29 protein-coding genes are annotated in these 26,437 nt (G+C 71.2%); 15 read left to right on the top strand and 14 right to left on the bottom strand.

The window, feature by feature from the left end:
• The first annotated feature begins 5 nt into the window (after nucleotides 1-5).
• Genes ASC99_RS13370 through ASC99_RS13360 form a run of 3 tightly spaced genes read left to right on the top strand, consistent with a single transcriptional unit; the run spans nucleotide 6 to nucleotide 2,536 of the window.
• On the top strand, nucleotides 6-293 hold the full coding sequence (locus ASC99_RS13370) for a hypothetical protein (protein ID WP_057231595.1): 288 nt from the start codon (nucleotides 6-8) through the stop codon (nucleotides 291-293).
• Nucleotides 286-1,338 carry a polyprenyl synthetase family protein gene (locus ASC99_RS13365; RefSeq protein WP_057231592.1) on the top strand — a complete coding sequence of 351 codons (1,053 nt, stop codon included), beginning with the start codon at nucleotides 286-288 and terminating at the stop codon, nucleotides 1,336-1,338. The genes ASC99_RS13370 and ASC99_RS13365 overlap by 8 nt, the downstream gene beginning before the upstream one ends.
• 28 nt (nucleotides 1,339-1,366) lie before the next feature.
• Nucleotides 1,367-2,536 carry an oxygenase MpaB family protein gene (locus tag ASC99_RS13360; protein WP_057231590.1) on the top strand — a complete coding sequence of 390 codons (1,170 nt, stop codon included), beginning with the start codon at nucleotides 1,367-1,369 and terminating at the stop codon, nucleotides 2,534-2,536.
• A gap of 25 nt (nucleotides 2,537-2,561) precedes the next feature.
• Here the strand turns inward: ASC99_RS13360 and ASC99_RS13355 are convergent, their stop codons facing one another.
• Nucleotides 2,562-3,152, bottom strand: a complete 591-nt coding sequence (locus ASC99_RS13355) for a TetR/AcrR family transcriptional regulator (RefSeq protein ID WP_057231588.1) — start codon at nucleotides 3,150-3,152, stop codon at nucleotides 2,562-2,564.
• A gap of 103 nt (nucleotides 3,153-3,255) precedes the next feature.
• Between ASC99_RS13355 and ASC99_RS13350 the strand changes: the two genes are divergently transcribed.
• Nucleotides 3,256-4,227: an NADP-dependent oxidoreductase gene (locus ASC99_RS13350; RefSeq protein ID WP_200948326.1), complete on the top strand. Its 972-nt coding sequence runs from the start codon at nucleotides 3,256-3,258 to the stop codon at nucleotides 4,225-4,227.
• Here ASC99_RS13350 and ASC99_RS13345 read toward each other — a convergent pair whose 3' ends face one another.
• Nucleotides 4,228-4,557: a hypothetical protein gene (locus ASC99_RS13345; protein WP_057231584.1), complete on the bottom strand. Its 330-nt coding sequence runs from the start codon at nucleotides 4,555-4,557 to the stop codon at nucleotides 4,228-4,230.
• Entirely contained in the window at nucleotides 4,554-5,042 is a 489-nt protein-coding gene (locus tag ASC99_RS13340; protein WP_057231582.1) for a hypothetical protein, read from the bottom strand. Before ASC99_RS13340 ends, ASC99_RS13345 begins: the two co-directional genes overlap by 4 nt.
• A gap of 414 nt (nucleotides 5,043-5,456) precedes the next feature.
• On the opposite strand from ASC99_RS13340, the gene hemL reads away from it, so the two are divergent.
• The 7 genes from hemL (at nucleotide 5,457) to ASC99_RS41910 (ending at nucleotide 12,294) form a co-directional block, all read left to right on the top strand.
• Nucleotides 5,457-6,791: a glutamate-1-semialdehyde 2,1-aminomutase gene (gene hemL, locus ASC99_RS13335; RefSeq protein ID WP_057231580.1), complete on the top strand. Its 1,335-nt coding sequence runs from the start codon at nucleotides 5,457-5,459 to the stop codon at nucleotides 6,789-6,791.
• A 53-nt stretch (nucleotides 6,792-6,844) separates the two neighbouring features.
• A complete protein-coding gene (locus ASC99_RS13330) occupies nucleotides 6,845-7,495 on the top strand; it encodes a histidine phosphatase family protein (RefSeq protein WP_057232131.1) in 651 nt (216 codons plus the stop codon).
• Between the two features lie 137 nt (nucleotides 7,496-7,632).
• Nucleotides 7,633-8,232: a TlpA disulfide reductase family protein gene (locus ASC99_RS13325; protein WP_057231578.1), complete on the top strand. Its 600-nt coding sequence runs from the start codon at nucleotides 7,633-7,635 to the stop codon at nucleotides 8,230-8,232.
• Between the two features lie 17 nt (nucleotides 8,233-8,249).
• Nucleotides 8,250-9,020 carry a cytochrome c biogenesis CcdA family protein gene (locus ASC99_RS13320; protein WP_057232128.1) on the top strand — a complete coding sequence of 257 codons (771 nt, stop codon included), beginning with the start codon at nucleotides 8,250-8,252 and terminating at the stop codon, nucleotides 9,018-9,020.
• A gap of 3 nt (nucleotides 9,021-9,023) precedes the next feature.
• The gene (locus ASC99_RS13315; protein ID WP_057231577.1) at nucleotides 9,024-10,688 is read left to right on the top strand and encodes a cytochrome c biogenesis protein ResB; all 1,665 of its coding nucleotides are present in this window, start codon (nucleotides 9,024-9,026) and stop codon (nucleotides 10,686-10,688) included.
• Between the two features lie 3 nt (nucleotides 10,689-10,691).
• Nucleotides 10,692-11,828 (top strand): c-type cytochrome biogenesis protein CcsB, encoded by a 1,137-nt coding sequence (ccsB, locus tag ASC99_RS13310; RefSeq protein ID WP_057231574.1) that lies wholly within the window; start codon nucleotides 10,692-10,694, stop codon nucleotides 11,826-11,828.
• A 61-nt stretch (nucleotides 11,829-11,889) separates the two neighbouring features.
• Nucleotides 11,890-12,294: a hypothetical protein gene (locus tag ASC99_RS41910; RefSeq protein ID WP_057231572.1), complete on the top strand. Its 405-nt coding sequence runs from the start codon at nucleotides 11,890-11,892 to the stop codon at nucleotides 12,292-12,294.
• A gap of 135 nt (nucleotides 12,295-12,429) precedes the next feature.
• Here ASC99_RS41910 and ASC99_RS13300 read toward each other — a convergent pair whose 3' ends face one another.
• From ASC99_RS13300 to ASC99_RS13290, 3 genes are all read right to left on the bottom strand, one after another.
• Entirely contained in the window at nucleotides 12,430-12,636 is a 207-nt protein-coding gene (locus ASC99_RS13300; protein ID WP_057231570.1) for an acyl-CoA carboxylase subunit epsilon, read from the bottom strand.
• 57 nt (nucleotides 12,637-12,693) lie between these two features.
• Complete coding sequence (locus tag ASC99_RS13295; protein ID WP_057232126.1) at nucleotides 12,694-14,295, bottom strand: acyl-CoA carboxylase subunit beta; 1,602 nt, start codon at nucleotides 14,293-14,295, stop codon at nucleotides 12,694-12,696.
• 326 nt (nucleotides 14,296-14,621) lie between these two features.
• The gene (locus ASC99_RS13290) at nucleotides 14,622-15,002 is read right to left on the bottom strand and encodes a PLD nuclease N-terminal domain-containing protein (protein ID WP_057231568.1); all 381 of its coding nucleotides are present in this window, start codon (nucleotides 15,000-15,002) and stop codon (nucleotides 14,622-14,624) included.
• 78 nt (nucleotides 15,003-15,080) lie between these two features.
• On the opposite strand from ASC99_RS13290, the gene ASC99_RS13285 reads away from it, so the two are divergent.
• Entirely contained in the window at nucleotides 15,081-16,538 is a 1,458-nt protein-coding gene (locus ASC99_RS13285) for a menaquinone biosynthesis decarboxylase (RefSeq protein WP_057231566.1), read from the top strand.
• Nucleotides 16,535-17,431, top strand: coding sequence for a menaquinone biosynthesis prenyltransferase MqnP (mqnP, locus tag ASC99_RS13280; RefSeq protein WP_235502486.1), 897 nt, complete (start codon nucleotides 16,535-16,537; stop codon nucleotides 17,429-17,431). The genes ASC99_RS13285 and mqnP overlap by 4 nt, the downstream gene beginning before the upstream one ends.
• Nucleotides 17,432-17,676: 245 nt before the next feature.
• Here mqnP and ASC99_RS13275 read toward each other — a convergent pair whose 3' ends face one another.
• The 8 genes from ASC99_RS13275 to ASC99_RS13240 all read right to left on the bottom strand — a co-directional run bounded on the left by ASC99_RS13275 (nucleotide 17,677) and on the right by ASC99_RS13240 (nucleotide 25,052).
• Entirely contained in the window at nucleotides 17,677-18,123 is a 447-nt protein-coding gene (locus ASC99_RS13275; protein WP_057231564.1) for a PIN domain-containing protein, read from the bottom strand.
• The gene (locus ASC99_RS13270; RefSeq protein WP_057231562.1) at nucleotides 18,116-18,394 is read right to left on the bottom strand and encodes a type II toxin-antitoxin system Phd/YefM family antitoxin; all 279 of its coding nucleotides are present in this window, start codon (nucleotides 18,392-18,394) and stop codon (nucleotides 18,116-18,118) included. The genes ASC99_RS13275 and ASC99_RS13270 overlap by 8 nt, the downstream gene beginning before the upstream one ends.
• 22 nt (nucleotides 18,395-18,416) lie before the next feature.
• On the bottom strand, nucleotides 18,417-21,077 hold the full coding sequence (locus ASC99_RS13265) for a fumarate reductase/succinate dehydrogenase flavoprotein subunit (protein WP_057231560.1): 2,661 nt from the start codon (nucleotides 21,075-21,077) through the stop codon (nucleotides 18,417-18,419).
• Nucleotides 21,078-21,151: 74 nt separating this feature from the next.
• On the bottom strand, nucleotides 21,152-21,880 hold the full coding sequence (locus ASC99_RS13260; RefSeq protein ID WP_057231558.1) for an ABC transporter ATP-binding protein: 729 nt from the start codon (nucleotides 21,878-21,880) through the stop codon (nucleotides 21,152-21,154).
• Nucleotides 21,877-22,653, bottom strand: a complete 777-nt coding sequence (locus ASC99_RS13255; RefSeq protein ID WP_057231556.1) for an ABC transporter permease — start codon at nucleotides 22,651-22,653, stop codon at nucleotides 21,877-21,879. Before ASC99_RS13255 ends, ASC99_RS13260 begins: the two co-directional genes overlap by 4 nt.
• The gene (locus tag ASC99_RS13250) at nucleotides 22,650-24,035 is read right to left on the bottom strand and encodes an ABC transporter substrate-binding protein (protein WP_057231554.1); all 1,386 of its coding nucleotides are present in this window, start codon (nucleotides 24,033-24,035) and stop codon (nucleotides 22,650-22,652) included. The genes ASC99_RS13255 and ASC99_RS13250 overlap by 4 nt, the downstream gene beginning before the upstream one ends.
• A gap of 17 nt (nucleotides 24,036-24,052) precedes the next feature.
• On the bottom strand, nucleotides 24,053-24,280 hold the full coding sequence (locus ASC99_RS13245; RefSeq protein WP_057231552.1) for a ferredoxin family protein: 228 nt from the start codon (nucleotides 24,278-24,280) through the stop codon (nucleotides 24,053-24,055).
• A gap of 19 nt (nucleotides 24,281-24,299) precedes the next feature.
• Nucleotides 24,300-25,052: a GntR family transcriptional regulator gene (locus ASC99_RS13240; protein ID WP_057231551.1), complete on the bottom strand. Its 753-nt coding sequence runs from the start codon at nucleotides 25,050-25,052 to the stop codon at nucleotides 24,300-24,302.
• A gap of 214 nt (nucleotides 25,053-25,266) precedes the next feature.
• Between ASC99_RS13240 and ASC99_RS13235 the strand changes: the two genes are divergently transcribed.
• Together ASC99_RS13235 and ASC99_RS38465 are read left to right on the top strand one after the other, a co-directional pair.
• A complete protein-coding gene (locus ASC99_RS13235) occupies nucleotides 25,267-25,638 on the top strand; it encodes a VOC family protein (RefSeq protein WP_057231549.1) in 372 nt (123 codons plus the stop codon).
• 53 nt (nucleotides 25,639-25,691) lie between these two features.
• Nucleotides 25,692-25,838, top strand: coding sequence for a hypothetical protein (locus ASC99_RS38465; protein WP_157531506.1), 147 nt, complete (start codon nucleotides 25,692-25,694; stop codon nucleotides 25,836-25,838).
• Nucleotides 25,839-26,437 lie beyond the last annotated feature (599 nt).

The following is a 26,437-nucleotide window of genomic DNA, read 5'->3' as shown; positions in this document are numbered from 1 at the left end:
ATGCCGTGTCGGCACGGGACAGCGCGGAGCAGCACGCCGATCGGGGGGCCGAGGCGGTCCAACTCCTGGCCGGGGTCGTCGATCTCGGGCTTGAGCAGGCGGAGGGGCTGCTGCGGCGCGTGCGCGGCGTGCTCGGTCGGTCCGATCTGCAGGAGGTGGTGGCGGACGGGCAGCAGGAGTTGAGGATCCGCGGCGAACTCCTGCTGGGCCGCCTCGCGCCCGCGTCCGAGTCCCACCTGGAGGCGGTGGCCCGCCGGGCGGCGGCTTCCCGGCGGCCGTCGCCCGATGGCTGAGCCGGTGCGGGATCCGACGCTCAAGTCGCGGATCGACGAGGTGTTGCGCGCCTTCGTCGAGGAGGAGGCCGGACTGCTGGTCGCCATCGACGTTCAACTCAAGCCGGTGGCCGATCAGTTACAGGTCGCGGTGGCGGACGGCAAGCGGCTGCGGGCGGCGTTCGCCTACTGGGGCTGGCGGGCGGCGGGGCAGCCGGACAGCGAGGCGATGGTGCGGGCCGCAGCGGCGATGGAGCTGGTGCACGCGGCGGCCGTGGTGCACGACGACCTGATCGACGAGAGCCCGATCCGCCGGGGTGCGCCCACCGCGCACCTGGCCCTGCGGCACGCCGTCGCGGAGGGGCCGGGACGCGACGCCTCGGGCCGGGCACTGGCGATGCTGGTCGGCGATCTGCTGATGTCCTGGGCTGGGCAGCTGTTCGCCGGCTGCGGGCTCCCCGCCGCCTACCTGGCGCGGGCCCGCCCGCTCTGGGCGACGCTCGCCCGCGAGCTGGTCGCGGGGGAGTGCCTGGAGATCCTGCGCACCCGGGCGGCGCCGTCGGCGGCGAGCTCGCTGGAGATCGTCCGCTACAAGACCGCGAAGTACACCGTCGAACACCCGCTGCACCTCGGTGGACGGCTCGCCGGGGCGCCACCTGCGCTGCTGGACGCCTTCACCGCCTACGGGGTGCCGCTGGGCGAGGCGTTCCAGCTCCGCGACGATCTGCTCGGAGTCTTCGGCGACCCGCGGCGGACCGGCAAGTCCAACCTGGACGACCTGGCGGGCGCCAAGCCCACGGCGCTGCTCGCCCTCACCCTGACCGGGGCGGCCGAAGCGGACCGTGCGCGGCTGCGGGCCCTGCTGGGCCGCGCCGACCTCGGTCCGGCCGAGCTGGACGAGCTGCGCGACATCATGATCCGCTCCGGCGCCCGCACCCGGGTCGAGGAGCTGATCACCCAGCGGGCCGCCGCCGCCCGTACCGCACTTGGACGGGCCGCGCTCCCGCCCCAAGCGGCCACCGCCCTGGCCGAGTTGATCGCGGCGGCCACCACCCGCACATCCTGACCAACCCGACACCGAACGAGGGCGCCCGATGACCGTGACACCCGAAGCGATGGACGCCCTGCGTCTGCAGGGTGACCCGACGGCCGATGCCGTGGTCACCGCACTGTTCGAGCGCGGTGAGATCGGCAGGTTCAACACCCTGATGCGCTGGTTCGCGCAGACCGGCCAGCCGCTGCCCGCCGACGTCCCGGCCGAGGCACGCGCCTACCTGGAGGCCACCGCCACGCCGCCCGACTGGGTGGACTGGGACCAGATGGAGAAGGCCCGGCTGTTCTTCATCGACAACAACGTCCACATCTCCACCGCCCTGTCCTTCGCCTCGATGCCCGCCTGCTACGTCGTCCCGCACATCGCCAGGCTGCTCAGCGCGACGCACTCGCTCGAGTACCCCTCCAAACGGATGGCGGAGACCGGCCAGTTCACCCTCTATCTGATGCAGCCCGACGCCTTCGAGGCCGGCGGCCGGTTCATCCCCGCCGCCCAGAAGGTCCGCCTGCTGCACGCCTCGATCCGCCACCACCTGCGCCGCGAGAACCGCTGGGACGAAGCCGCGCTCGGCGTGCCGATCTGTCAGGAGGACATGATCGGCGGTCAGATGATGTTCTCCATCCAGGTGCTGGACGCCCTGCACCGGATGGGCATCCACATCTCCAACGAAGGCGCCGAGGCGTACTTCTACGCCTGGCGGGTGGTCGGCGCGATCCTCGGCATCGACACCGCCGCAGCCCCCGCCGACCTGGAGCAGGCCCGCGACTTCTCCGACCTCTACATGGCCCGCCACATGGGCCCCTCCGAGGAGGGCGTCGCGCTCACCCGCCAGCTCATCGCCCTCTACGAGGAGGTGGTGCCCGGCACGCTGCTCGACCCGGTGGTGGCCGCCCTGATCCGATACCTGATCGGCGACACCTGCGCCGACTGGCTCCAAGTACCGCGCTCCGCCTGGGACAAGGCCATCGGCCTCACCCCGTCCCTGCTCGGCGTCCTCGAAAGCATCGAGGACATCTCCCCGCTCGGGGCCTGGGCGCTGGACCGCCTCGGCGACCTGACCGCCCGCTTCGAGCTCAGCTCCCTCACCCGCGGCCGGGTCATGCAGTACGCCATCCCCGAACACCTCAAGAGCGAGTACGGCGTCCGCTCCGCCAAGCCCCGCACCGACCCCTGGAGCCCGCCGCCGCTCTCCAGCCGGTTGTCTGTCTGACTAGCCGTCAATTGCGTTCGGGGTTTCAGTTCCTTGGGCCCGGGTGCGCGAGGCCGTCCATGACCAGCGTGAGCAGGTGCTCGCGGCGGGCGGCGATCGAGGGAGCCTGGTCGGCGATCCAGCTGAGGGCGTTCACCAGAGCGAAGAGGTCGATGGGGTCCACGTCGGGGCGGATCCGGCCCGCCTCCTGGGCCGCGCGCAGCAGTCGGCCGCCGGCCTCGCGCATGGTCACGCAGGAGGCGTGCAGGGCCGATTCCGGGTCGTCGAGGGTGGCCATCAGCGAGGCGGGCAGCCCACGGAAGGCGCCGGCCCGGAGGGTGAACTCGCCCAGCCAGTCCGCGAGTACGCGTTCCGGCGGCAGCTCGGCGGCGGGTGGGGCGGCGGCCAGCTCGGTGAGGTGGTCGAAGCCGGTCCGCAGCAGGGTTTCCAGCAGTGCGTCGCGGGTCGGGAAGTGCCGGTAGAGCGTGCCAAGGCCGACCCCGGCCCGACGGGCGACGTCCCGGAGCGACGCCTGGGTGCCCTCCTCGCCGACGACCTCGCGGGCGGCGCCGAGGATGCGCTCGCGATTGCGCTGGGCGTCGGCCCGCTGCCCTGAAGGTGTGGGTTCATCTGCCATGGGAATTCCTGACGTTGGCAATCGGAGCACTGCTCCGCTTATGATTCGGAGCAGTGCTCCGGATTCTATCGGCCGGGGCGTACCGGATCCCTGGGGGGACGTCATGGGGACAGTACTGATGTGGGCCGCGCGGGTGCACGCCTTCGGCGGGCCGGAGCAGTTGACGTACGAGCAGGTGCCGAGGCCCGTACCGGGGCCGGGGGAAGTACTGGTCAGGGTGCACGCGGCCGGGGTCAACCCGCCCGACTGGTACGCGCGTCGGGGCTTCGACAACATCCCGGAGGCGATCCGCCCGGTGTGGCCGCTGCCGTTCACGCCGGGCTCCGACATCTCCGGCGTGGTCGCGGAGCTCGGCCCCGGAGACAGCGGATGGCAGGTCGGTGGCGAGGTGTTCGGGCTGGTGAACTTCCCCGGCCGGGCCGCCGGTTACGCCGAGTACGCCATTTCGCCCGCCGCGCACCTGGCCCGCAAACCGGCTGCCCTCGGGCATCTCGAGGCGGCGGCGGTGCCGATGGCGGGCCTCACCGCGTACCAGTTCGTCGTCGATCACCTGCGGCTCGGAGTGGGCGGCACGGTGCTGGTGAACGGTGCGGCCGGCGGAGTCGGTCACTTCGCCGTACAGCTGGCCAGGATCGCGGGCGCCGCGCAGGTCATCGCGGTGGCCTCGGGACGGCACGAGGACTTCCTGACGGATCTGGGCGTCGACCGGTTCGTGGACTACACCAGGGCCGCCGTCGAGGAGGTCGTACGGGACGAGGTGGATGTCCTGATCGATACCGTCGGCGGCCCGGACGGCCACCGTCTGCTGCCGGCGCTGCGTCGTGGTGGCCGGATCGCCCCGGTGTTCCTCGGTGACTACCACCCCGAACGCGCGGCGGCCGCGGGTGTCACGGTGGGCGGCTGGCAGGTGCGCTCCGACGGGAATCAACTGGCCGAGCTGGCGGACCTGCTGGACACCGGCCGGCTCCAGGTCGGCATCGACAGCGTCTTCCCGCTGAGCGAGGCCGCCCGGGCGCACGCCCGCGCCGAACGGGGCCACCTCCAGGGCAAGATCGTCCTCCAAGTGGCCGGGTAGCTACTCGACCGACCCACCGTCAGCGGTGCCGTCGGCCTCCGGCCGGACGGTGCCGTGCCACCAGCCGGGCTTGTCGCCGGGGGACCAGGTGACGGTGGCCCCGGGCGGGATGAAGTCGCGGAGCTGCCGTCGGAGGGCGAGCCCGGCGGTCTCCACCGGATCGTCGGGGGCGGCTGCCTCGACCCAGCCGCAGGCGATGCCGCCCTCGGGGAGGAGGCAGGCACTGAACCGCCAGCTCTCCGGGGTGGCGTAGAGCAGCAGCCAGTCGACCGTCCGGCGGCCCCGGCCCGCGCGCTGCAGCCGGAGCCGGAGGCGCAGCAGGCGGCTCAAGGCCAGACCAGGCAGTACAGCTGGTGCCCCGCGTCGTGCAGCCGGTTCGCGAAGTCCTGCCACTCGTGCAGCATCGTGTAGATCACGAAGGCGTCCCGGGGCCCCCGGCGGTCGGGGACGGTGGACCAGATGAAGGCGGCGGCGCCGAGTTCGGTCTCGTCGGCCTTGCGGAGGGGTTCGACGACGGTGTGGGGGAGCTGGACCACGGCGTAGTCGGGGTGCAGGACGACCAGCTCCAGGGGTGGGACCTGGTGCAGGGGGACGCCCTGAATGCCCGTCAGGACCATCGCGGACATGGTCTCGGGCTTGATCTTGGTGGAGAGGTGGCCGTTCGGGGAGCCACTGGTCTCCATCAGGTCGCCGAGGCGGCCGAGGGAGCCGAGCTCGCCGGCGTCCAGGCCGAGGCCGCCGGGGCCGAGGGCGGTGGGGACTCTGGCGGCGGTGGCGCGGTCGGGTGCGCCGAAGTACTTGTAGGTGACCCCCACTCTGCCTTCGCCCCGCCTTCCCCTGCCGCCCGCACCGGTACCCCCGCCGGCCGCTCCGGCACGCCGACGTGAGCCACCCACGGCCTCGTCGGGGCCGTCCTGCGCCTCGGACACTCGGACCATCCTCACCGGAATTCGCCGCAATCGACAGACCCCCGCACGCTCGGTGTCCCTCCGAACGTGCCCACTACCCGCTCCGCGCTGTCGTACACGGACCGGCCGGTCACAGTCTGACCCATCATCGGAGTGGGCCGCCGATCGCGGTGGTACGGATAACCGTACCCACGACGCTACAGACCGTACAGTCCGTTCGGGTCACATCAAGGCAGTACCCCGCCCGGTACCAGGATCATCGTTCCAGATGATCGGGTCCGACATGCGGAGGTGCAGGACACGATTTGAGACCATGTCCGGGTGACCAACCCGAAGAGCTATCCCTATGAGGCCCCGCAGAGCCAGTCGCTGTTCGACCGCGCGTCGGTCGTGACCCCCGGCGGCGTCAACTCCCCGGTGCGCGCCTTCCGCGCGGTCGGCGGCACCCCGCGCTTCATGGTGTCCGGCACCGGCCCCTATCTCACCGACGCCGACGGCCGTGAGTACGTCGACCTGGTCTGCTCCTGGGGTCCGATGATCCTGGGCCACGCGCACCCCGCGGTGATCGAGGCGGTGCAGCAGGCGGTGAGCCGCGGCACCTCCTTCGGTACGCCCGGCGAGGGCGAGGTGCTGCTCGGCGAGGAGATCGTCTCCCGGGTCGCACCGGTGGAGCAGGTCCGGCTGGTGTCCAGCGGGACCGAGGCGACCATGTCGGCGATCCGGCTGGCCCGTGGTTTCACCGGCCGGGCGAAGATCATCAAGTTCGCGGGCTGCTACCACGGCCACGTGGACGCCCTGCTGGTGGCGGCCGGCTCCGGCGTCGCCACCTTCGGCCTGCCGGACACCCCCGGGGTGACGGGGGCTCAGGCGGGCGACACCATCGTGCTGCCCTACAACGACCTGGACGCGGTCGAGGCGGCCTTCGCGGCCAACCCGGGCCAGATCGCCTGCGTGATCACCGAGGCCTCGCCCGGCAACATGGGCGTGGTCCCGCCGCTGCCCGGCTTCAACAAGGGGCTCTCGGAGCTCTGCCGGAGCAACGGCGCGCTGTTCATCTCGGACGAGGTGATGACCGGCTTCCGTACTTCCAAGGCCGGCTGGTACGGCGTCGAGGCGGCCGTCGAGGGCTGGGCGCCCGACCTGCTGACCTTCGGCAAGGTGATGGGCGGTGGCTTCCCGGCCGCCGCGTTCGGTGGCCGGGCCGACGTGATGGCGTACCTGGCCCCGGCCGGTCCGGTCTACCAGGCGGGCACGCTCTCCGGTAACCCGATCGCCACCGCCGCCGGTCTGGCGCAGCTGCAGCACTGCACCGACGCGGTGTACGAGAAGGTGGACCTGGTCGCCGCCGAGATCTCCGCGCTGGTGAGCCAGGCGCTGACCAAGGAGGGGGTGGCGCACCGGCTGCAGAACGCGAGCAACATGTTCTCGGTGTTCTTCACCGACCGGCCCGTCACCAACTACGACGAGGCGAAGCAGCAGGAGTCGTTCCGCTTCACCGCGTTCTTCCAGAGCATGCTGGCCCAGGGCGTCTACCTGCCGCCCTCGGCCTTCGAGTCCTGGTTCGTCTCGGCCGCGCACGACGAGCGCGCGATCGAGTGGATCGCCGCCGCCCTGCCCGCTGCCGCCCGCGCGGCGGCGGAAGCCCGGCCCGCGTAAGTCATCGAGGAGCGAGCACAGTGAGTGCGAAAGAGATCACCGTCGTCCACCTGATGCGGCACGGTGAGGTGCACAACCCGGAGGGCGTGCTCTACGGCCGGCTGCCGGACTATCACCTGTCCGACCTGGGGCGGCAGATGGCGGACCGGGTGGCCGAGCACCTCGCGGACCGGGACATCACGTACGTGGTGGCCTCCCCGCTGGAGCGGGCGCAGGAGACCGCCGAGCCGATCGGGAAGACGCATGGCCTTGAGATCGCGGTCGACGACCGGCTGATCGAGGCGGACAACATCTTCCAGGGCAAGACCTTCGGCGTCGGTGACGGCTCGCTGAAGAACCCGGCGTACTGGCGGTACCTCACCAACCCGCTGCGCCCCTCCTGGGGCGAGCCGTACATCGAGCAGGCGGTTCGGATGATGGGTGCCCTCGCGGCGGCCCGGGACGCGGCACGCGGGCACGAGGCGGTCTGCGTCAGCCACCAGCTGCCGATCTGGATCGCCCGGAGCTTCGCCGAGCGGCGCCGGCTCTGGCACGACCCGCGCAAGCGGCAGTGCTCGCTGGCCTCGCTGACCAGCTTCACCTACGAGGGCGACCGGATCGTCTCGATCGGCTACCGCGAGCCGGCCCGCGACCTGCTGCCGGCCCACCTGGTGGGCAAGGGGAAGAAGGGCGACGCTCCGGTCGGCAAGAGCTTCGGCGCCTGACCGGACTGACGGCATGTCAACGCCGGTTTGTCCGAATTAAGTGGATCGTAAGCGTAAGAACCGCAGGTCAAGGGGGGTCCGTCGGCTAACGTCGGACCCCCCTAAATCTGCCCAAAGTCTCATGCGAAACTTTTCACATGTCTGGGACGACCCGCCGTTACCTCCGCCCGGCCGCCGCACTCGCGGCCGCCGCCGCGCTGACCCTCACCGGTTGCACTGCGGACTCCAGTAGTTCCGACGGCCGGACCGGATTCATCTCCGATCCGAACGGCGGTCTCGACACCGCTCCGCTCGCCTCCAGGCAGACCGCCCCCGCGATCTCGGGCATCACCCTGCGCGGTGACAAGGCGGCCCTCGCCGACTACCGCGGCAAGGTCGTGGTGCTCAACGTCTGGGGCTCCTGGTGCAACCCCTGCCGGGCCGAGGCGAAGGGGCTCCAGGAGGTCTGGTCGAAGTACCAGGCCCAGGACGTCCAGTTCCTCGGGATCAACACCCGGGACTCCGACGTGAACAGCGCCATCCGGTTCGAGGACAGCTTCGGGATCACCTACCCGAGCCTGTACGACCCGGACGCCACCGAGATCCTCAAGTTCCCCAAGGGCAGCCTCAACCCGCAGTCGATCCCGACCACGATCGTGGTGGACCGTCAGGGCAGGCTCGCCGCCCGCTCCATGCGGCCGATCTCGGCGGAGGACCTGGAGAAGCTGATCCAGCCCGTCCTGGCCGAGCCGAAGTGAGCGCCGCCCTCCTCGCGCTGAGCCAGGGTCTCGCGGCGGGTCAGAACGAGACCGTGGCCAGCGGCGCGATCCTGCTGGCCGTGCCGATCGCGCTGGCGGCCGGACTGGTCTCGTTCTTCTCCCCGTGCGTGCTGCCGCTGGTGCCGGGCTACCTGAGCTACGTCACCGGCTTCTCGGCCGCCGACCTCGCTGATGCCACCGGCGCCAAGCGCGGGCGGATGCTGCTGGGCTCGGTGCTGTTCATCCTCGGCTTCACCGCCGTCTTCGTCTCCGGCGGCGCGCTGTTCGGCTACTTCGGTCAGACCCTGCAGGCGAACCAACGGACCATCAGCATCGTGATGGGTTGCCTCACCATCGTGATGGGGCTCGCCTTCATGGGACTGCTGCCGGGCCTGTCGATGCGTGAGGTGCGCTCGCACCGCCGCCCGGTGATCGGCCTGGCCGGAGCGCCGCTGCTCGGTGTCGTCTTCGGCGTCGGCTGGACCCCGTGCGTGGGACCGACCCTGGCGAGCATCCAGGGGCTGGCCTGGAACCAGGCCTCACCCTGGCGCGGCGCGCTCCTGATGGCCGTCTACTGCATCGGCCTCGGCGTACCGTTCGTGGTGGCCGCGCTGGCCTTCCGCCGGGCGCTCGGCGCCTTCGGCTGGGTCAAGCAGCACTACCAGTGGGTGATGCGGATCGGCGGCGGGATGCTGGTCGTGGTCGGCCTGCTGCTCGTCACCGGCGCCTGGGACTCGATGGTCCGTGAGATGCAGTCCTTCGCCGCCGACTTCTCGATCGGAATCTGACCCGTGAGCACCCAGACAGATCTCGAGACGGACGCGGAGCGCCTCAGCAGCGCGCCGACCGAGCAGGACGGCCCGTCCGGCATAGGAGCGCTCGGCTGGCTGCGCTGGACGTGGCGTCAGCTCACCTCGATGCGGGTCGCGCTGATCCTGCTGTTCCTGCTCTCGCTGGCCGCCATCCCCGGCTCGCTGATCCCGCAGAACAGCCAGAACGCCTTCAAGGTGCAGACCTGGAAGGCGGCGCACCCCGGCGTCAGCCCGGTGTACGAGAAGCTCCAGCTGTTCGACGTGTACAGCTCGGCCTGGTTCTCGGCGATCTACATCCTGCTGTTCGTCTCGCTGGCGGGCTGCATCATCCCGCGGACCTGGCAGTTCGTCGGCGTGCTGCGGGCCAAGCCGCCGGCCGCGCCGAAGAACCTGACCCGGATGCCGGTCTACGCGGCCTGGCACACCGAGGCCGGGCACAAGGCGGTGAACGCCGCCGCGTACGCACAGTTGAAGCGCCGCGGCTTCCGTGCCCACCTCTCCGGCGGCGCGGTGGCGGCCGAGAAGGGGTACCTGCGCGAGGTCGGCAACCTGGCCTTCCACCTCTCGCTGTTCGCCCTGCTGGCCGGCTTCGCCTGGGCCAGCCTGGCCAGCGGCGAGGGCGGCAAGCTGGTGATCGAGAAGCAGGGTTACTCCAACACCGCGACCCAGCTGGACGACTTCACCGGCTCCCAGTTCTACGGCCTGGAGGACCTGGACCCGTTCGGCTTCAAGCTGGACGGCTTCACCGCCAGGTACGCCACCAGCGGCCCGCAGGCGGGCAGCGCCCGGCAGTTCACCGCGCACATCCGGTACTGGACCGGCAGCGACACCGGGAAGCTGACCAAGGGCGACATCGAGGTCAACCACCCGCTGGAGATCGGCGGCAACAAGGTCTTCCTGATCGGCCACGGCTACGCGCCCGTGGTGACCGTGAAGAACGCCAAGGGCGAGAAGGTCTACTCGGGCCCGACCGCCTTCCTGCCGCAGGACGGCAACCTCACCTCGACCGGGGTGCTCAAGGTCAACGACTACGGCGAGAAGGACGGCAAGAAGACCCAACTGGGCTTCAACGGCTACTTCCTGCCGACCGCCCCGGAGAGCTTCGAGAAGACCGGCCCGGTCTCGCTGTTCCCGGACGCGGCCGACCCGATGCTGGTGCTGACCGCTTACGCGGGCGACCTCGGCACCGACTCCGGCTTGCCGCAGAACGTCTACCAGCTCGACACCAAGCACCTCACCCAGCTCACCCAGGACGGCAACCCGGCCCGCGCCAGGCTCAAGCCCGGCCAGGCCTGGACCCTGCCGGACGGCTACGGGACCCTCACCTTCGAGGGCTACCAGCAGTGGGCGAGCTTCACCGTCTCGCACCGGCCGGGCAACTCGATCGCGCTGATCGGCGCGGTCGCCGCGATCCTCGGCCTGATCGGCTCGCTGTTCGTCCAGCGCCGCCGGGTCTGGGTGCGGGCCACCGCGGGCCCCGACGGCCGCACCCTGGTCGAGGTCGCCGGACTGGCCCGGAGCGAGTCCGCGAGGATCGCCGAGGAACTGGCCGAGATCGCCGTCGACCTCCAGGACGACGCCCCGGCCGTCGATGACGAACCATCAGATGAACCAGCCCGCACCGCACAGGACTCCAAGGAGTAGACGGTGAACCTCGCCTCGTCGGTCGACCCGCAACTGGCCGACCTGTCCAACAAGCTGATCTACTCGGCGATGGCCGTGTACGTCATCGCCATGTTCGCCCACATCTTCGAGTGGACGTTCGGCAGCAAGGGCGCCGTCGCGGTCCGCTCGGTCGAGCAGGCCGGTCTGGCCGCCGCCGTCGCGGCCGCGCAGGGCCCGGCCAAGGGCGCCAAGAAGGTCACCGTCACGGTCGCCTCGGCCGACGGCGGCACCACCACGCTGACCCGTACCGCCCTCGCCGACGCGGGCGCCACCGTGGTCACCAGCGGCCGCGACACGGTCGCCGACCTGGACGGCCCGGGCGCGGCGGGCAGCAGCGAGAAGGGCGACCTGGCGGGCCGGATCGCGGTCTCACTGGCCGCGCTCGGCGCGGTGCTGCACGCCGGCGCGGTGCTCACCCGGGGCCTCTCGGTGGTGCGTTGGCCGTGGGGCAACATGTACGAGTTCTCCTGCGCCTTCGCGCTCGCCATGGTGGTCGCCTACCTCGGCCTGCTGGCCGCCAAGAAGCCGGTCCGCTGGCTCGGCCTGCCGGTGCTGGTCGCCGTGATCCTCACCCTCGGCCTCGCGGTCACCGTGCTCTACACCGAGTCCGAGCAGCTCGTCCCGGCCCTGCACTCGTACTGGCTGGCGATCCACGTCTCCACCGCGATCTTCTGCGGCGGCGCCTTCTACGCGGCGTTCATCGCCACCGTGCTCTACCTCGGCAAGGACACCTACGACCGCCGGATCGCCGCCGGTCGGACCAGCGGCCCGCTCGGCACCCCCGCCTCGATCTGGCAGCGGCTGCCCGCCGCCGCCACCTTCGACAAGCTCTCGTACCGGATCAACGCGATCGTCTTCCCGCTCTGGACCTTCACCATCGTGGCGGGCGCGATCTGGGCCGAGGCGGCCTGGGGCAAGTACTGGGAGTGGGACCCGAAGGAGACCTGGTCCTTCATCACCTGGGTGTTCTACGCCTGCTACCTGCACGCCCGGGCCACGGCCGGCTGGAAGGGCCGCAAGGCCGCCTACCTGGCGCTGCTGGCCTTCGCCTGCTGGTTGTTCAACTACTACGGCGTCAACATCTTCGTCACGGGTAAGCACTCCTACGCCGGAGTCTGACGACTCGTCCGTTCGGCCTGTTCCGTACCGCCCGTTCGAAATCCGCGAGGAGGGCCGCACCGTGCTGGAGTGCGACGAGGTCATGCTGACCGTCCGAATCACCGCTGCGGAGCGAGTGCTGCTCCGTCGGCTGGCCCAGAGCCATCGGAGCGACGTGTCGGAGGTGGTGGCGGACGGGCTGCTCGACGTCCTGCCGATGCTGCACCGGCAGGCAGAGGCGTACCGGCTGCTGGCGGCGCTCGCGCCGCCGGCGCCGTGTGCGCAGACGGTCTGGCTGCCGGCCGCACTGGCCGACCTGCTGGTGCTGGCCGCCGCCCGGGTGGCGCAGCTGACGGGGGTTCGGCTCGGCTCGGCCAGCGCGATCCTCGGCGCGGCCGTCCGGCTGTGGCTCTGCCAGGACCCCGTCCGCCTGGAGGCCAACCTCAGCGTGATGCACGCCGGGCGCAAGGCCCTGGCCGTGGCCTGAGCTGTTGGCAGGGCACCCAGTTGGCACACACCAGGGGCTCGGGGAACTGCGACGCCGGCCTCGTACAAGGTGATCCGTACGTAGGTGGTCAGGCACTTTCGCAGTTCCCCGAGCCCCTGGGTAGTGCAACTTCCGTCAGGCCGCCTGCTGCCAGCTGACGGGGGAGTAGTAGGCCGGGCGACGCTCCACCCGGGACCAGGTGGCGATGGGCTCGGCGGGGGCTGCGGCGGCGTGCTGCGAGGCGGCTGCACGGGCCATCAGGACTGCGGTCAGGGCGGCGAGTTCCTCGTCCGACAGGGTGCCACGGACGATGCGGAGCAGCGGTTCGGCATTGGCGGTCATGAGGTCATTTCTCCCGCGTCTTGAAGTCTGGTGGGTTCCGGGCGGCGCAACGCCGCGTTACATCGGCGGGTTGCCGTGCTTACGGCTCGGCAGGTCGGCGTGCTTGGTGCGGAGCATGGCGAGCGAGGAGGCCAGTACCGCGCGGGTCTCGGCCGGGTCGATGACGTCGTCCACCAGGCCGCGTTCGGCGGCGTAGTAGGGGTGCATCAGCTCGGTCTTGTACTCCTTGATCTTCTGCGCCCGCATCGCCTCCGGGTCCTCGGCCCCGTTGATGTCCCGGCGGAAGATCACGTTGGCCGCGCCCTCGGCGCCCATCACGGCGATCTCGTTGGTGGGCCAGGCGTAGGACAGGTCGGCGCCGATCGAGCGGGAGTCCATCACGATGTACGCGCCGCCGTACGCCTTGCGCAGGATCAGCTGGATCCGCGGCACGGTGGCGTTGCAGTAGGCGTAGAGCAGCTTGGCGCCGTGTCGGATGATGCCGTCGTGCTCCTGGTCGACGCCGGGCAGGAAGCCGGGGACGTCGAGCATGGTGACCAGCGGGATGTTGAAGGCGTCGCACATCTGGACGAAGCGTGCGGCCTTCTCCGAGGCGTTGATGTCCAGCACACCGGCCAGCGACTGCGGCTGGTTGGCGATGATGCCGGTGACGTGGCCGTCGATCCGGGCCAGCACGCAGAGCACGTTGGTGGCCCAGCGCTCGTGGATCTCCAGGAACTCGCCGTGGTCGACGATCTCCTCGATCACCTTGCGCATGTCGTACGGGCGGTTGCCGTCGGCCGGGACCAGGTCGAGCAGGACGTCGTTGCGGCGGTCGACCGGGTCGTCGTTCGGTGTGGCCGGCGGCATCTCGCGGTTGTTCTGCGGGAGCAGCGAGAGGAGGTAGCGGACCTCCTCGATGCAGCTCTGCTCGTCGTCGTAGGCGAAGTGCGAGACGCCGGAGACGCCGGAGTGCACGTCGGCGCCGCCGAGGCCGTTCTGGCTGATCTTCTCGCCGGTGACGGCCTGGACCACGTCAGGGCCGGTGATGAACATCTGCGAGGTCTCGCGGACCATGAAGATGAAGTCGGTCAGCGCGGGGGAGTACGCGGCGCCACCGGCGCACGGGCCGAGCATCACCGAGATCTGCGGGATGACACCGGAGGCGCGGGTGTTGCGCTGGAAGATGCCGCCGTAGCCGGCCAGGGCGGTGACGCCCTCCTGGATCCGGGCGCCGGCGCCGTCGTTGAGCGAGACCAGCGGGGCACCGGCCGCGATGGCCATGTCCATGATCTTGTGGATCTTCTGCGCGTGGGCCTCGCCCAGTGCGCCGCCGAAGATCCGGAAGTCGTGGGCGTAGGTGAAGACCGTCCGGCCGTGCACGGTGCCCCAGCCGACGATCACGCCGTCGGTGTGCGGCTTCTTGGCCTCCAGGCCGAAGCCGGTGGCCCGGTGCCGGCGGAGCGGCTCGACCTCGCGGAAGGAGCCCTCGTCCAGCAGCAGGTCGATCCGCTCACGGGCCGTCAGCTTGCCCTTGGCGTGCTGGGCCTCGGTGGCCTTCTCGCTGGGGCCGCGCAGCACCTGGCTGCGGAGTTCGTGCAGTTCGGCCACGCGCCCCCGGGCGTCGGCCGGGGTCTCGGGGATCTCGCCACCGGCGGGCGCCTCGTGCAGAACCGTCATCTCGAACCACTCCAAGTCTGAGGGAACTGTCCTGCGGCGGGCCGCTGTGGCGGGCCGGTCGCTGCGAACACTTCTTCACCTACGACAGTACGAGGGATCATGGCTCCGGCTCGGCGTCGATTCCGTACAAGGTCGGGCGCCAGAAGCTGTCAGGGCTGTACAGAAAACGGCCCGGCCGAAAGCTCGGCCGGGCCGCTGTACGGACTGCACGGGGTGCCTGCCGCGAGGGGAGATCCGCAGGTCAGGCGGGAAATTCAGGGGTTTCGGGGCGGGTCTGCACCGACTGCCGAGGGGTGTCCCGGCTCGTAGGGATGCGCCAAAGCAGGTCAGCGCTTGTCGGGGTTCCCCTCTTCGCCCTTGTCGCGCAGCTCCTCCTCGCGGCGGCGCAGGTCGAGCTCCCACTGCTTGAGCAGCTCGGCGTCCCGGTCGCTCTGGTCCTTCTTGAGCGAGGCGAGGAACTCGGGGTTGTCGTCCGGCGCCACCTGGCGGCCGCCCGAGCGGCCCGCGCCGCGGGCGGTGGTCAGGCCGTCGCGCTGCTTGCCGATGGCCAGCCAGGCGATCGAGCCGATCAGCGGGAAGAGCAGCACGATGATCACCCAGATCACCTTGGGCATGTGCTTGACCTCCTGCTCCGGAGTGGTCAGGCAGTCGATGAACGCCCAGATCCAGAGGGCGAGCAGGAGCAGTGGCGGCAGAATCCTCAACACGGTGTGATCTCCCCCGGGGAACGACAGGTGGGGCCCTCTTGGCGTGGCCAGAGTAGTCCGTATCGGATACTGGCCTGCATGGCATACGACGATCTCCGTTCGTTTCTCCGGGCCCTGGAGCGAGAGGGCGACCTCAAGAGGATCAAGACCGAGGTCGATCCCCATCTGGAGATCGGCGAGATCGTCGACCGGGTGCAGAAGGCCAAGGGTCCGGCGCTGCTCTTCGAGAACGTCAAGGGCTGCTCGATGCCGCTGGCGATGAACGTCTTCGGCACCGAGCGCAGGCTCGCCAAGTCGCTCGGCCTGAAGGGCCCGGAGGAGATCTCGGAGAAGATCGCCGGGCTGCTCAAGCCCGAACTGCCGCACGGCTTCACCGGTTTCCGGGACGCGTTCGGCAAGCTGGCCTCGATGGCGCACGTGCCGCCGAAGAACGTGAAGTCCTCGGACGCGCCGGTCCAGGAGGTGGTGCTGACGGGTGATCAGGTCGACCTCGACCAGCTGCCCGCGCTGTTCACCTGGCCGCTGGACGGCGGTTCGTTCTTCAACCTGGGCCTGACCCACACCAAGGACCCGGACTCCGGCATCCGCAACCTCGGTCTGTACCGCCTGCAGCGGCACGACAAGCGGACCATCGGGATGCACTGGCAGATCCACAAGGACAGCCGCAACCACTACGCGGTGGCCGCCAAGCGCGGCGAGCGGCTGCCGGTCGCGATCGCCTTCGGCTGCCCGCCCGCCGTGACGTACGCGGCCACCGCGCCGCTGCCCGGCGACATCGACGAGTACCTGTTCGCGGGCTTCGTGGCCGGTGAGCGGGTGCGGATGGTGGACTGCAAGACCGTCCCGCTCCAGGTCCCGGCCGACGCCGAGGTGGTGCTGGAGGGGTGGCTCGAGCCCGGCGAGATGCTGCCCGAGGGCCCGTTCGGCGACCACACCGGCTTCTACACCCCGCAGGAGCCGTTCCCGGCGCTGACCATCGACTGCGTGACGATGCGCAAGCGGCCGATCCTGCAGTCGATCGTGGTCGGCCGGCCGCCGACCGAGGACGGGCCGCTGGGGAAGTTCACCGAGCGGTTCTTCCTCCCACTGCTGAAGATCATCATCCCGGACATCGTGGACTACGACCTGCCCGAGGCGGGCGGCTTCCACAACTGCGTGATCGTCTCGATCGACAAGAAGTACCCCAAGCACGCGCAGAAGACCATGCACGCGATCTGGGGCGCGCACATGATGTCGCTGACCAAACTGATCATCGTGGTGGACTCCGACTGCGACGTGCACGACTACCAGGAGGTCGCCTGGCGGGCCCTGGGCAACACCGACTACAGCCGCGACCTGACCGTCGTGGAGGGCCCGGTGGACCACCTGGACCACGCCTCCTACCAGCAGTTCTGGGGCGGCAAGGCGGGCATCGACGCCACCCGCAAGCTGCCCGAGGAGGGCTACACCCGGGACGGCGGCTGGCCCGAGATGGTCAGCTCCGACCCGGAGACCGCCGCACTGGTGACCGCACGCTGGAAGGAGTACGGACTGTGAGCGCGATCGCCGCCGTCCCGCCGAACAAGGTCCGGGCCTTTCTCAACCTGGTGCTGATCGAGCACTCGATCTTCGCCCTGCCGTTCGCCTTCACCGCCGCCTTCACCGCGATGTACCTGACGGACGGTCGGATGCACTGGGGCACGCTGGCCCTGGTCACCGTCTGCATGGTCGGCCTGCGCACCTTCGCGATGGCCGCCAACCGCATCATCGACCGCGAGATCGACGCCCGGAACCCGCGCACCGCCAACCGCGAACTGGTCACCGGCGCGGTCTCGCTGCGTACCGCGTACGTCGGCTCGGCCGTCGCACTGCTGGTCTTCCTCGGCTCGGCCGCGCTGCTCAACCCGCTCTGCCTGGTGCTCGCCCCGGTCGCCGTCGTCCCGATGGTGGTCTACCCGTACGGCAAGCGGTTCACCGACTTCCCGCACGCGATCCTCGGCCTGGCCCAGGCGATGGGCCCGATCGGCGCCTGGCTCGCCGTCACCGGCAGCTGGTCCTGGGATGCGGTCGTACTCGGCCTCGCGGTCGGCATCTGGATCGGCGGCTTCGACCTGATCTTCGCCACCCAGGACGTCACCGCCGACCGCGCCGAGGGCGTCCGCTCCGTCCCCGCCCGCTTCGGCGTGCCGGCCGCGCTGTACGGTGCCCGCGCCTGCCACGCCGTGACGCTGGCGCTGCTGGTCTGGTACGCGCTGCTCAGCGACGCGGGCCCGGCCTTCTGGGTCGGCCTGGTGGTGGTCGCGGCAGCCTTCGTCTACGAGCACACCATCGTCAAGCCGCACGACCTCTCGAAGCTGAACCGGGCCTTCTTCACCACCAACGGCTTCGTCGGCATGTCCCTCTTCGCCTTCGCCCTGCTGGACCTGGTGTTGCGCGGCCTGCGCCTGTGAAACGAAGCCTCTGGAAGGTGGGCGGCTGATCAGCGCCGTTGGCGGAAGCCGAGCCCCCAGAGGGTGACGGCCGCCGCCGTCGCCGCCAGGGCGGCCGCGATCAGTGCGGCCGGAGCTCGAGGGGTCGTCAGGACCGGGCCACCAGCACCAGACCCAGGCCGCCCCGGCCAACCCCACCACGTCCCAGCGCGGCTGCACCCCGTTCCGCCCCCAGAGCACCACGAACGCGGCCGTCCGGCGGGGCGTCAGAGGTCGAGCGGCAGCAGTCGGAACGCCGGGTGCACGGTGAGCGGTCGGACCATCCGGAAGTGCTTGACGTCGAGGGTCAGCACGCAGGAGGTACGGAACTCCCGTGCCAGCACGACGTTCATGGCGTCGGTGAGTCCGATGTCGGGATAGGTCTGCATGACCGCTCGCGCGGCCGGGAGATGAGCGCCGACCTCGGGCACCTCGAAGCGCGAGCGGAGCACTCCCTGCGAGATGTAGCCAAGGGCGCTCAGTGCGGCCGTGCCACCGGCCCGTGCGGTCAGCAGGTAGTCCAACTCGGCCAGCACGAACGGTGGAACGACCAGGTGGCCGAGTCTGCGGAGCGCCAGCCGGCACTGGTCGTGGTGCGGGTCGCGCGGGTTGAAGAACGCCAGTAGGCCGGAGGTGTCGGCGACGGCAACGGCGAGTTCCGAGCGATCAGTCAAGGCCGAACCCCTGTCGCATCAGCTCGTCCTGCTCGTCCACGTCCATCGGGTCGAACTCGATGGACGGCGGCTCCTGGAAATACGGGTCCTCACCCATCGGGTCGGTGCGGAAGCCGTAGGCCGGCGGGTCCTCCGTGCCGTACGGGCGCAGTATGGCCACCGGCCGGCCGTTCTTCGTGACGGTCACCGTCTCGCCGGCCTCGACCCGGGCCAGGATCTGGGCGGTCTGCTGGTTGAGCTCACGCGCCGGTACTTCGCTTGAGATCTCCATGGGAACCAGAGTACTACGCGTACTACGCCTTCTTCAGGGCCAACCGGGCGTAGGCGCGGACGTCGGCGTCGGGGTCGGCGAGGCGGTCGCGGAGGGCGGCGGTCAGGGCGGGGTCGGCGGTGTGCGGGGCGGCGGCGCGGACGGCGGATTTGCGGACGTCCATGTGAGGGTCCGTCAGCAGGGGGAGCAGGGCGTCGAGTGCGGCGGCCGAACCGAGTGCCGTGGCGGCGGTCTTGCGGACCTGCCAGTCCGGGTCGGGTTCGGCGGCCAGGGTGAGCAGGGGTTCGGGGCAGTGCAGTCCGGCTGCGCCCTGGAAGGCGGCGGCGCGGACCAGGGGGTCGGGGTCGGTGGCGAGGGTGGTCAGGGTGGGGACGGCGACCGGGTCGCCGATGGTGCCGAGGGCCTCGGCGGTGGCGACCCGGATCTCCCGGGCCGGGTCGGCGGCGAACGGGAGCAGGGCTGACGCCGCGTCGAGGGAGACCAGTCCGTGCACGGCCTGCAGCCGGACCGGGACGGCGGTGTCGGTGAGCGCGGAGGCGTAGAGGGGGAGCTCGCCGGTGTGCAGGGCGCGGGAGAGTTCGAGTACACCCGCACGAACCACCGGGTCGGGGGAGGCCGCGTGCGGCAGCAGCCCCGGGCCGAGCACGGGGGTGAGGGTCGGGAGGAGTTCACGCAGCCCGGCCACCGCGGCGGCGCGGACTTCGGCGGCAGCGTCGGCCAGCGCGTGGGCGAGCTCGGGGCCGGTGCCCGCAGGGGCCTGTTCGGTGAGCAGCGCGACGGCGGTGCGCCGGACGTCGGCGGCCGGGTCGCGCAGGTAGGGGAGCAGCTCGGCCAGGGCGGGTTCGTCGAGCAGCAGCAGATCGCGCAGCCGGGGCGAGGAGGGGGCGGCAACGGCCTCGGCGGTGGGGGAACTGACGGTGCCTCCGGTCCGGCCGACCAGCAGGGCGTGCACCTCGCCGAGCACGGTGACCGGCAGCGCGGGCGGCTCGAAGCCGTCCACCGGCACCAGGTAGGGCGCGACCGGGCGGATCAGGAACTCCATCGCGCCGTCCGCCCGGCGGCGCAGGTTGAGGTGGCTGAACCAGCGTTCGTCGTCGCGCCCTGGGTGGTCGATCCGCTCGTGGTAGAGGCCCCAGCGGCTCTCGGTGCGGGCCAGCGAGGAGCGGGCGGCCATCTCGGCGCAGTCCCGGATGAAGTCCACCTCGACCGCCCGCATCAGCTCGTGCGGGGTGCGGGCGCCGATGCCGGCGATCTCGCCGCGCATCCGCTCGAAGTGCTCCAGCGCGACCGAGAGCCGGGCGCCGGTCTTCGGCGGCGCCACGTAGTCGTTGACGAAGCGGCGGAGCTTGTACTCGACCTGCGGCTGCGGCGGCCCGTCCGGGTTGCGCAGCGGACGGTAGATCAGCTCGTGCGCGGCGGCCAGCTGGTCAGCCGGCAACTCGGCGCGCTCGGAAGGGAGGTGGGCGGCGGCGTGCGTACCGGCCAGGTCGCCGAAGACGAAGGCGCCGATCATGTAGTTGTGCGGCACGCAGGCCAGGTCCCCGGCCGCGTACAGGCCTGGCACGGTGGTGGCGGCGTTCTCGTCCACCTGGACGCCGCTGGCCGAGTGCCCGCCGCAGAGGCCGATCTCGGAGATGTGCATCTCGATGTCGTGGGTGCGGTAGTCGTGGCCGCGCCCCGCGTGGAACGTCCCCCGGCTGGGGCGCTCGGTGGTGTGCAGGATGGATTCGAGGGCCTGCACGGTCTCCTCGGGCAGGTGGGTGGTCCTCAGGTACACCGGGCCCCGGTCGGAGGCCAGCTCGGTGGCGAACTCGGCCATCATCTGCCCGGACCAGTAGTCGGAGTCGACGAACCGCTCGCCGTGCCGGTTCACCTGGTAGCCGCCGAACGGGTTGGCCACGTACGCGCAGGCGGGGCCGTTGTAGTCCTTGATCAGCGGGTTGATCTGGAAGCACTCGATCCCGCTCAGCTCGGCGCCCGCGTGGTACGCCATCGCATAGCCGTCCCCGGCGTTGGTCGGGTTCTCGTACGTGCCGTACAGGTAGCCGCTGCTGGGCAGGCCGAGCCGGCCGCACGGGCCGGTGGCCAGCACCACCGCGCCGGCCCGGACGGTGACGAACTCCCCGCTGCGGGTGTCGAAGGCGGCGGCGCCGACCGCCCGGCCGCCGGAGGTGAGCACCCGGACCGGCATCACCCGGTTCTCGATGGTGATCTTCTCCCGCATGTGGCGCTGCCTGAGCACCCGGTAGAGCACCTTCTTGACGTCCTTGCCCTCCGGCATCGGCAGCACGTAGCTGCCGGACCGGTGCACCTGGCGGACCTGGTACTCGCCGTACTCGTCCTTCTCGAACTTGACCCCGTAGCCCTCCAGCCGGCGGACCATGTCGAAGCCCCGGGTGGCGGTCTGACGCACCGTCCGCTGGTCCACGATCCCGTCGTTGGCCCGGGTGATCTCGGCGACGTAGTCGTCCGGCTCGGCCCGGCCGGGGATGACGGCGTTGTTGACCCCGTCCATGCCCATCGCCAGCGCGCCGGAGTGCCGGACGTGCGCCTTCTCCAGCAGCAGCACGCTCGCACCGGCCTCGGCGGCGCTGATCGCTGCCATCGTGCCTGCGGTGCCACCGCCGATCACCAGCACGTCGCAGCTCAGTCGGCGGGCCTCGGACGGGTGGGGGATCTGCATGGGGTCAACGGCCTTTCGGGACAGCTGGGTTGAGGACGGCTCGGTTCGGGCAGCCGGGTTCGGGGCGGCCGGGTTCAGGACAGCTCGGACAGCAGCCGGGCGCGGAGCGCGAGCACCGTCGGGTCGGTCCGGGCCGCGCTCTCGCGGGCCCGGGGCACCTCGTGCAGGGCGGTCAGCCGTCCGCCGCCGAGGACCGCCACCCGGTCGCCGAGCAGCAGTGCCTCGTCCACGTCATGGGTGACGAAGACCACCGTGCAGCGCTCCTTCTCCCAGACGGTGAGCAGCAGTTGCTGCATGGCGTGCCGGTTCTGCGGATCCAGCGCGCCGAACGGTTCGTCCATCAGGACGGCTTTCGGGGAGTTCGCCAGGGCCCGGGCCAGCTGCACCCGTTGGCGCTGGCCGCCGGACAACTGCCGTGGCAGCCGGTCGTGATGGCCCTCCAGGCCGACCCGGTCGAGCCAGTCCGCGGCCGGGGCGCGGCGTTGGCGCCGGGGCACCCCGGTGATGGCCAGCGGGAGTTCGACGTTGCGGCGGGCGGTGCGCCAGGGCAGCAGGCCGTCCTCCTGGAAGACCAGGGCGCGTTCGGCGGACGGCCCGCGGACCGGTACGCCGTCGGCCAGCAGCTCGCCGCCGGTCGGCGGCAGCAGCCCGGCCAGGGCGCGGAGCAGGGTGGACTTGCCGCCGCCGGAGGCACCGACCACGGTCAGCACCTCGCCGGGCGCCACCTCCAGGTCGAGGTCCGCCAGCACCGGGTGGCCGGTGTGCCCGAGGGAGAGCCCACGGGCGGTCAGTCGCAGGCTCATCGCGCACTCCCCAGCTGTGGCGGCAGCCAGCCGGTCAGCCGGCGGCCGAGGAGCTCGACGGCCCCGGAGGTCAGCCGGCCGAGGAGGCCGATGGTGGCCATCCCGACGAAGACGCCGGGGTAGTCCAGCACGGTGTACGCCTGCCAGGTCCGGTAGCCGACCCCGAACTGGCCGGAGACCATCTCGGCGGAGATCACGCAGATCCAGGAGACCCCGATCCCCACCGAGAGGCCGCCGACCACCCCGGGCAGCGCGGCCGGCAGCACCACCCCGGACAGCACCCGCAGGCGGCTGCCACCCATGGTCCGGACGGCCTCCTCCCAGAGCGGCGGTACCGCCCGGACGGCGTGCCGGGTGGCCACCGCCACCGGGAAGAACGCGGCGGCGAAGGTGATGAAGACGATGCCCTGCTCGTTCTCCGGGAACAGCATGATCGCCACCGGCACCAGGGCGATCGCCGGGATCGGCCGGATCACCTCCAGCACGGGGCCGATCAGGTCGGCGGCCCAGCGTGAGCGGGCGGTGAGCACCCCGGTGGCCACCCCGAGCAGGGCGGCCAGCAGGAAGCCGGTGCCGATCCGCAGCAGACTGTCCGTCAGGTCCTGCCAGTACTCGGCGGTGCCGAGTCTGAGCCCGAAGGCCTGCCAGACCTGGACGGCGGTCGGCAGGTGGTCGAACCGCACCCAGAGCCGGACGTGCTGCGCGGTGAGCAGCTGCCAGAGGGCGACGAAGCCCAGCAGCGAGAGCAGCCGGATCAGCCGACGGCGGGTCATGCGGCGGCCAGGGCTTCCTGGTAGGAGAGCAGGGCCGCGCCGGGGTGCCCGGCCAGGTAGGCCCGGGCGCCGTCCTCGGTGGTGAACGGCAGCAGTGCGGCGCCGTCTCTGACCCAGAGGTCCTTGTCGGCGAACCAGCGGGTGCCGGTCAGGGTGTCCGGCACGTACGCGGCGCGGAGCTTGGCCCCGGAGGCGGAGGCGGCCTTGACGGCCTTCAGCAGGCAGCCCGGGTCGGCGGCCGGCTGGGTGGCGGTGGCGCCCTCGAACCAGAGCTCGCCCGCCAGCTTCGGATCGGTGACCGGCCTGCCGCAGACCGGGTCGGTGCCGGTGATCCGGGCCGGTTCCACCGGCGGCAGGGCGGCCCGCTCCAGGTAGGAGCGGTCGATGAACCTCTCCACGTCCAGCGCCTTGAGCACGCCGACCGACTTGAGGAACGGCACGTCCTCACGGAGCGCGTCCAGCAGTTCGGGGCGGAGCGCGGTGGCGAAGGTGGCGATGCCGTTCGGCCCGTTGTAGAGGTGCACCACCTCGGCGGGCAGTCCGGTCGCCTCGGCCACCTTCGAACTGGCGGCCAGCGGCTGCTCGTTGAGGTACTTCGTGGCGTCGCCCTGGGCGGCCAGGAAGGCCCCCACCACGGTGGGGCGCTCGGTGCCGAACTTCTGCCGGATCACCACCCCGTGCAGGGTCGGCCTGGCCAGCGCGGCGCCGTCGTAGAGCAGCCGGGCGTCCCCGGCGAAGACCACCGCGCCCGGCCAGGCGACGAACTGGGCCAGCGCGTCCACGCTGCCCGCCTTGAGGGCGGAGGCGCCGACGGCGGGCTGCTGGTTCTGCTTCTGGATCTCGGTGTCCGCCACCCCGGCCTTGCGCAGCGCCTGTACCAGGGTGCCGTCGGCGGCCGAGCCGACCGAGGTGGAGACCTTCTTCCCCTTCAGGTCGGCCAGCGTGCGGGCGGTCGAATCCACCGGCACCACCACGCTGTTGAGCGCGCCGAGCAGGTTGTACCCGGTGACCGAGACCAGCCGGGTGCCCGGGCCGCCGGCCTCCTGGGCCCGGGAGCCGTTGATCAGCAGCGGGTAGTCGCCCATCGAGCCGATGTCGATCTTCTCGGCCAGCATCTGGGCGGTGATCGGGGCACCGGAGTCGTAGTCCTGCCAGCTGACCTTGTAGCGGTTGCCGTCGGCCCTGCCCAGCTCGGCCAGCCGCTGTTCGAAGTACCCCTGGGCCCGCAGCAGGGTGCCCGCCGTCACGGTGTTGATGGTCTTGGACTGGTAGCCGACCACCACCTCGACGGTGTGCTCGCCACCGTCGCCACCGGGGGCGGAGCAGGCGGTGGCGGCGGTCAGGACTGCTGCGGCCAGTACGGCTCCGGTGCGCACTCTCATGTCTGACTGTTCCTCAACTATCGCAGCAGGTAGGGCATGTTGACGCTGACCGCGCCGGTGGGGCAGCGGGCGGCGCACGGGCCGCAGTACCAGCACTCGTCCACGTGCATGAACGCCTTCCCGCTGTCGGGGTTGATCGCCAGTGAGTCCAGCGGGCACATCTCCACGCAGAGCGTGCAGCCCTCGATACAGAGCGAGGCGTCGATGGTCACGGGCACGTCGGAGCGGTGGTCGGCGAGTGCCATGGTGGGTCCGTCCTTCGGGTCAGGGGAGGTCGCGGAGCAGGTGGCCCTGCATGGTGAGCCGGTCGCCGCGGAACCGGACGTACTCCAGGTCGACCGGGCGGCCGTCGGCCAGCGAGGTCAGTCGCTCCAGCATCAACAGGGCGGCTCCGCGCGGCACTTCGAGCACGGTGGCGGAGTGCGGGTCGGCGTTCACCGCCTCCAGGGTGATCTCGGCCCGGCCGAGCGGCTGCCCGGCGATCTCCTCGATCAGCCGGAACAGGTCCTGGCCCGCCAGGTCGGCGGCGTCCAGTCCGGCGCCGATGTCCGGCGCCAGGTAGGTCAGGTCGAGCGAGAGCGGCAGCCCGTTCAGCCGCCGCAGCCGCTCCACGTAGACGACGTCGGCGCCGTCCGGCAGGCCGAACCGGCGGGCCACCGGGCCCGGTGCGCGGACCGGGCCGAAGGCCCGTACCTCGTTGACCACCTCGCCGTGCTCGTGCAGGGTCTCGGCCAGCCCTTCGAGCCGGTTCAGGCCGTGCGGCACCTTGGCCGCGACCACCACCGTCCCCGAGCCGGGCACCCGGCGCACCAGCCCCTCGGCGCGGAGCAGGTCCAGCGCCTCCCGGACGGTGTTCCGCGACTCGCCGAACTCCTCGGCCAGCTGCTCCTCGTGCGGCAGCGGGTGCTCCCGCCCCTGCTCCGCCAGCACCTGACGGCGCAGCACGTCCGCCACCTGCCTGGCCCGGTCGGCCCGCAGCCGCCTGGGGCCCGGGCGGCCGGCGTTCTCGCTGGTCATGGTGGTTGCTCCGGGATCGGCGGCTTGGGGTCGCCAGAACCATAGGGCCGTACCGGCCGGTTTTTCGTTGCAGCGGCATTACGCCACCTGGGGGTCCCGGAGCACCGCTCTGACCTGCGACGATTCGTCCGCCATGGGTCGAACTGCCACCTGGTCCCGGCCGGGCGGGATGCTGGGGGGGTACAGGTCCCCGTCTGCTCCAGGAGTGGTCCCGATGATCGGCAAGCTGCAGTGCGTGGTGCTCGACTGTCACTACCCCGCCGGGCTGGCGCACTTCTACGCGGCCCTGCTCGGGGGCGAGGTGGACCGCCCGGACCCGCGCTGGTCGCTGGACGAGTACTGGTCGACGGTGCACGTCCCCGGCGGCATGGTGCTCGGCTTCCAGCGGGTCGAGGACTACCGCCCGCCGATGTGGCCGGACCCGGCCCACCCGCAGCAGCTCCACCTGGACGTCGACGTCGAGGATCTGGACGTGGCGGAGGCCGGGGCGCTGGAACTCGGTGCGGTCCGCAAGGCTGTGGAGACCGGCTGGCGGGTCTATCTGGATCCGGCGGGCCACCCGTTCTGCCTGGTGCAGGGCAGCTGACCCGGCACACGGCACCGGCCCGCCCCTTGTGGTGGGCGGGCCGGTGGGTGGTGGTGCGGGGGTCAGTGGCCGGTGGCGAGGATCTGATCTGGGTGGAGTTGTTGGGCAGGCCGGTGATGGCGATGGTGTTGGCGGCGAAGGTGTTGGCGCCGGCGGCGCCGGGGACGAGTTGGAAGTTGCTCCAGGTGCCGTTGGCGTAGCGGGCCTTGTGGTAGATGAGGTTGTTGTCGGGGGCGATGGCGAGGATCTGGGCGGCGCCGTCGGGGGTGGCGGCGATGGCGATCTGGGTGGCCTTCATGGTGGGGGCGTTGACGCCGGTGATGGGCTGGAAGCCGCTCCACTCACCGCTGGCGTAGCGGGCCTCGTGGTAGACGTTGCCGTCCGCGCCGATCGCCAGCACCTGCGCTGTACCGTCCGCTGCGCCGCTGACAACCACCTTCTGGGCTTTCATGGTGGGCCAGCCGACACCGGCCAGGAGTTGGAACTCACTCCAAGTGCCGTTGGCATAGCGGGCCTTGTGGTAGACAAGGTCGTTCGATCCGATGGCCAGGACCTGCGTCGCACCGTCGGGCGTGCCGGCGATCGCGATCTCCTTCGCCTGCATCGTGTCGGAGTCGACGCCCCGGATCAGCTGGAAGCCGCTCCAGTTGCCGTCCGCGTAGCGGGTCTGGTGGTACACCAGACCGTTGCTTGCTATAGCCAGGATCTGCGCGCTGCCGTCGGGCATGGCGGTGATCGCGACCTTGTGGGCCTGCATGGTCGGTGCGCTCACGCCCGGCAGGGCCTGGAAGCCGCTCCA

This window comes from Kitasatospora sp. Root107, assembly GCF_001424875.1.
Taxonomy (GTDB): Bacteria; Actinomycetota; Actinomycetes; order Streptomycetales; family Streptomycetaceae; genus Kitasatospora.
The sequence above is the reverse complement of the archived record's forward strand: the minus strand, read 5'-3'. Positions and strand labels throughout refer to the sequence as shown.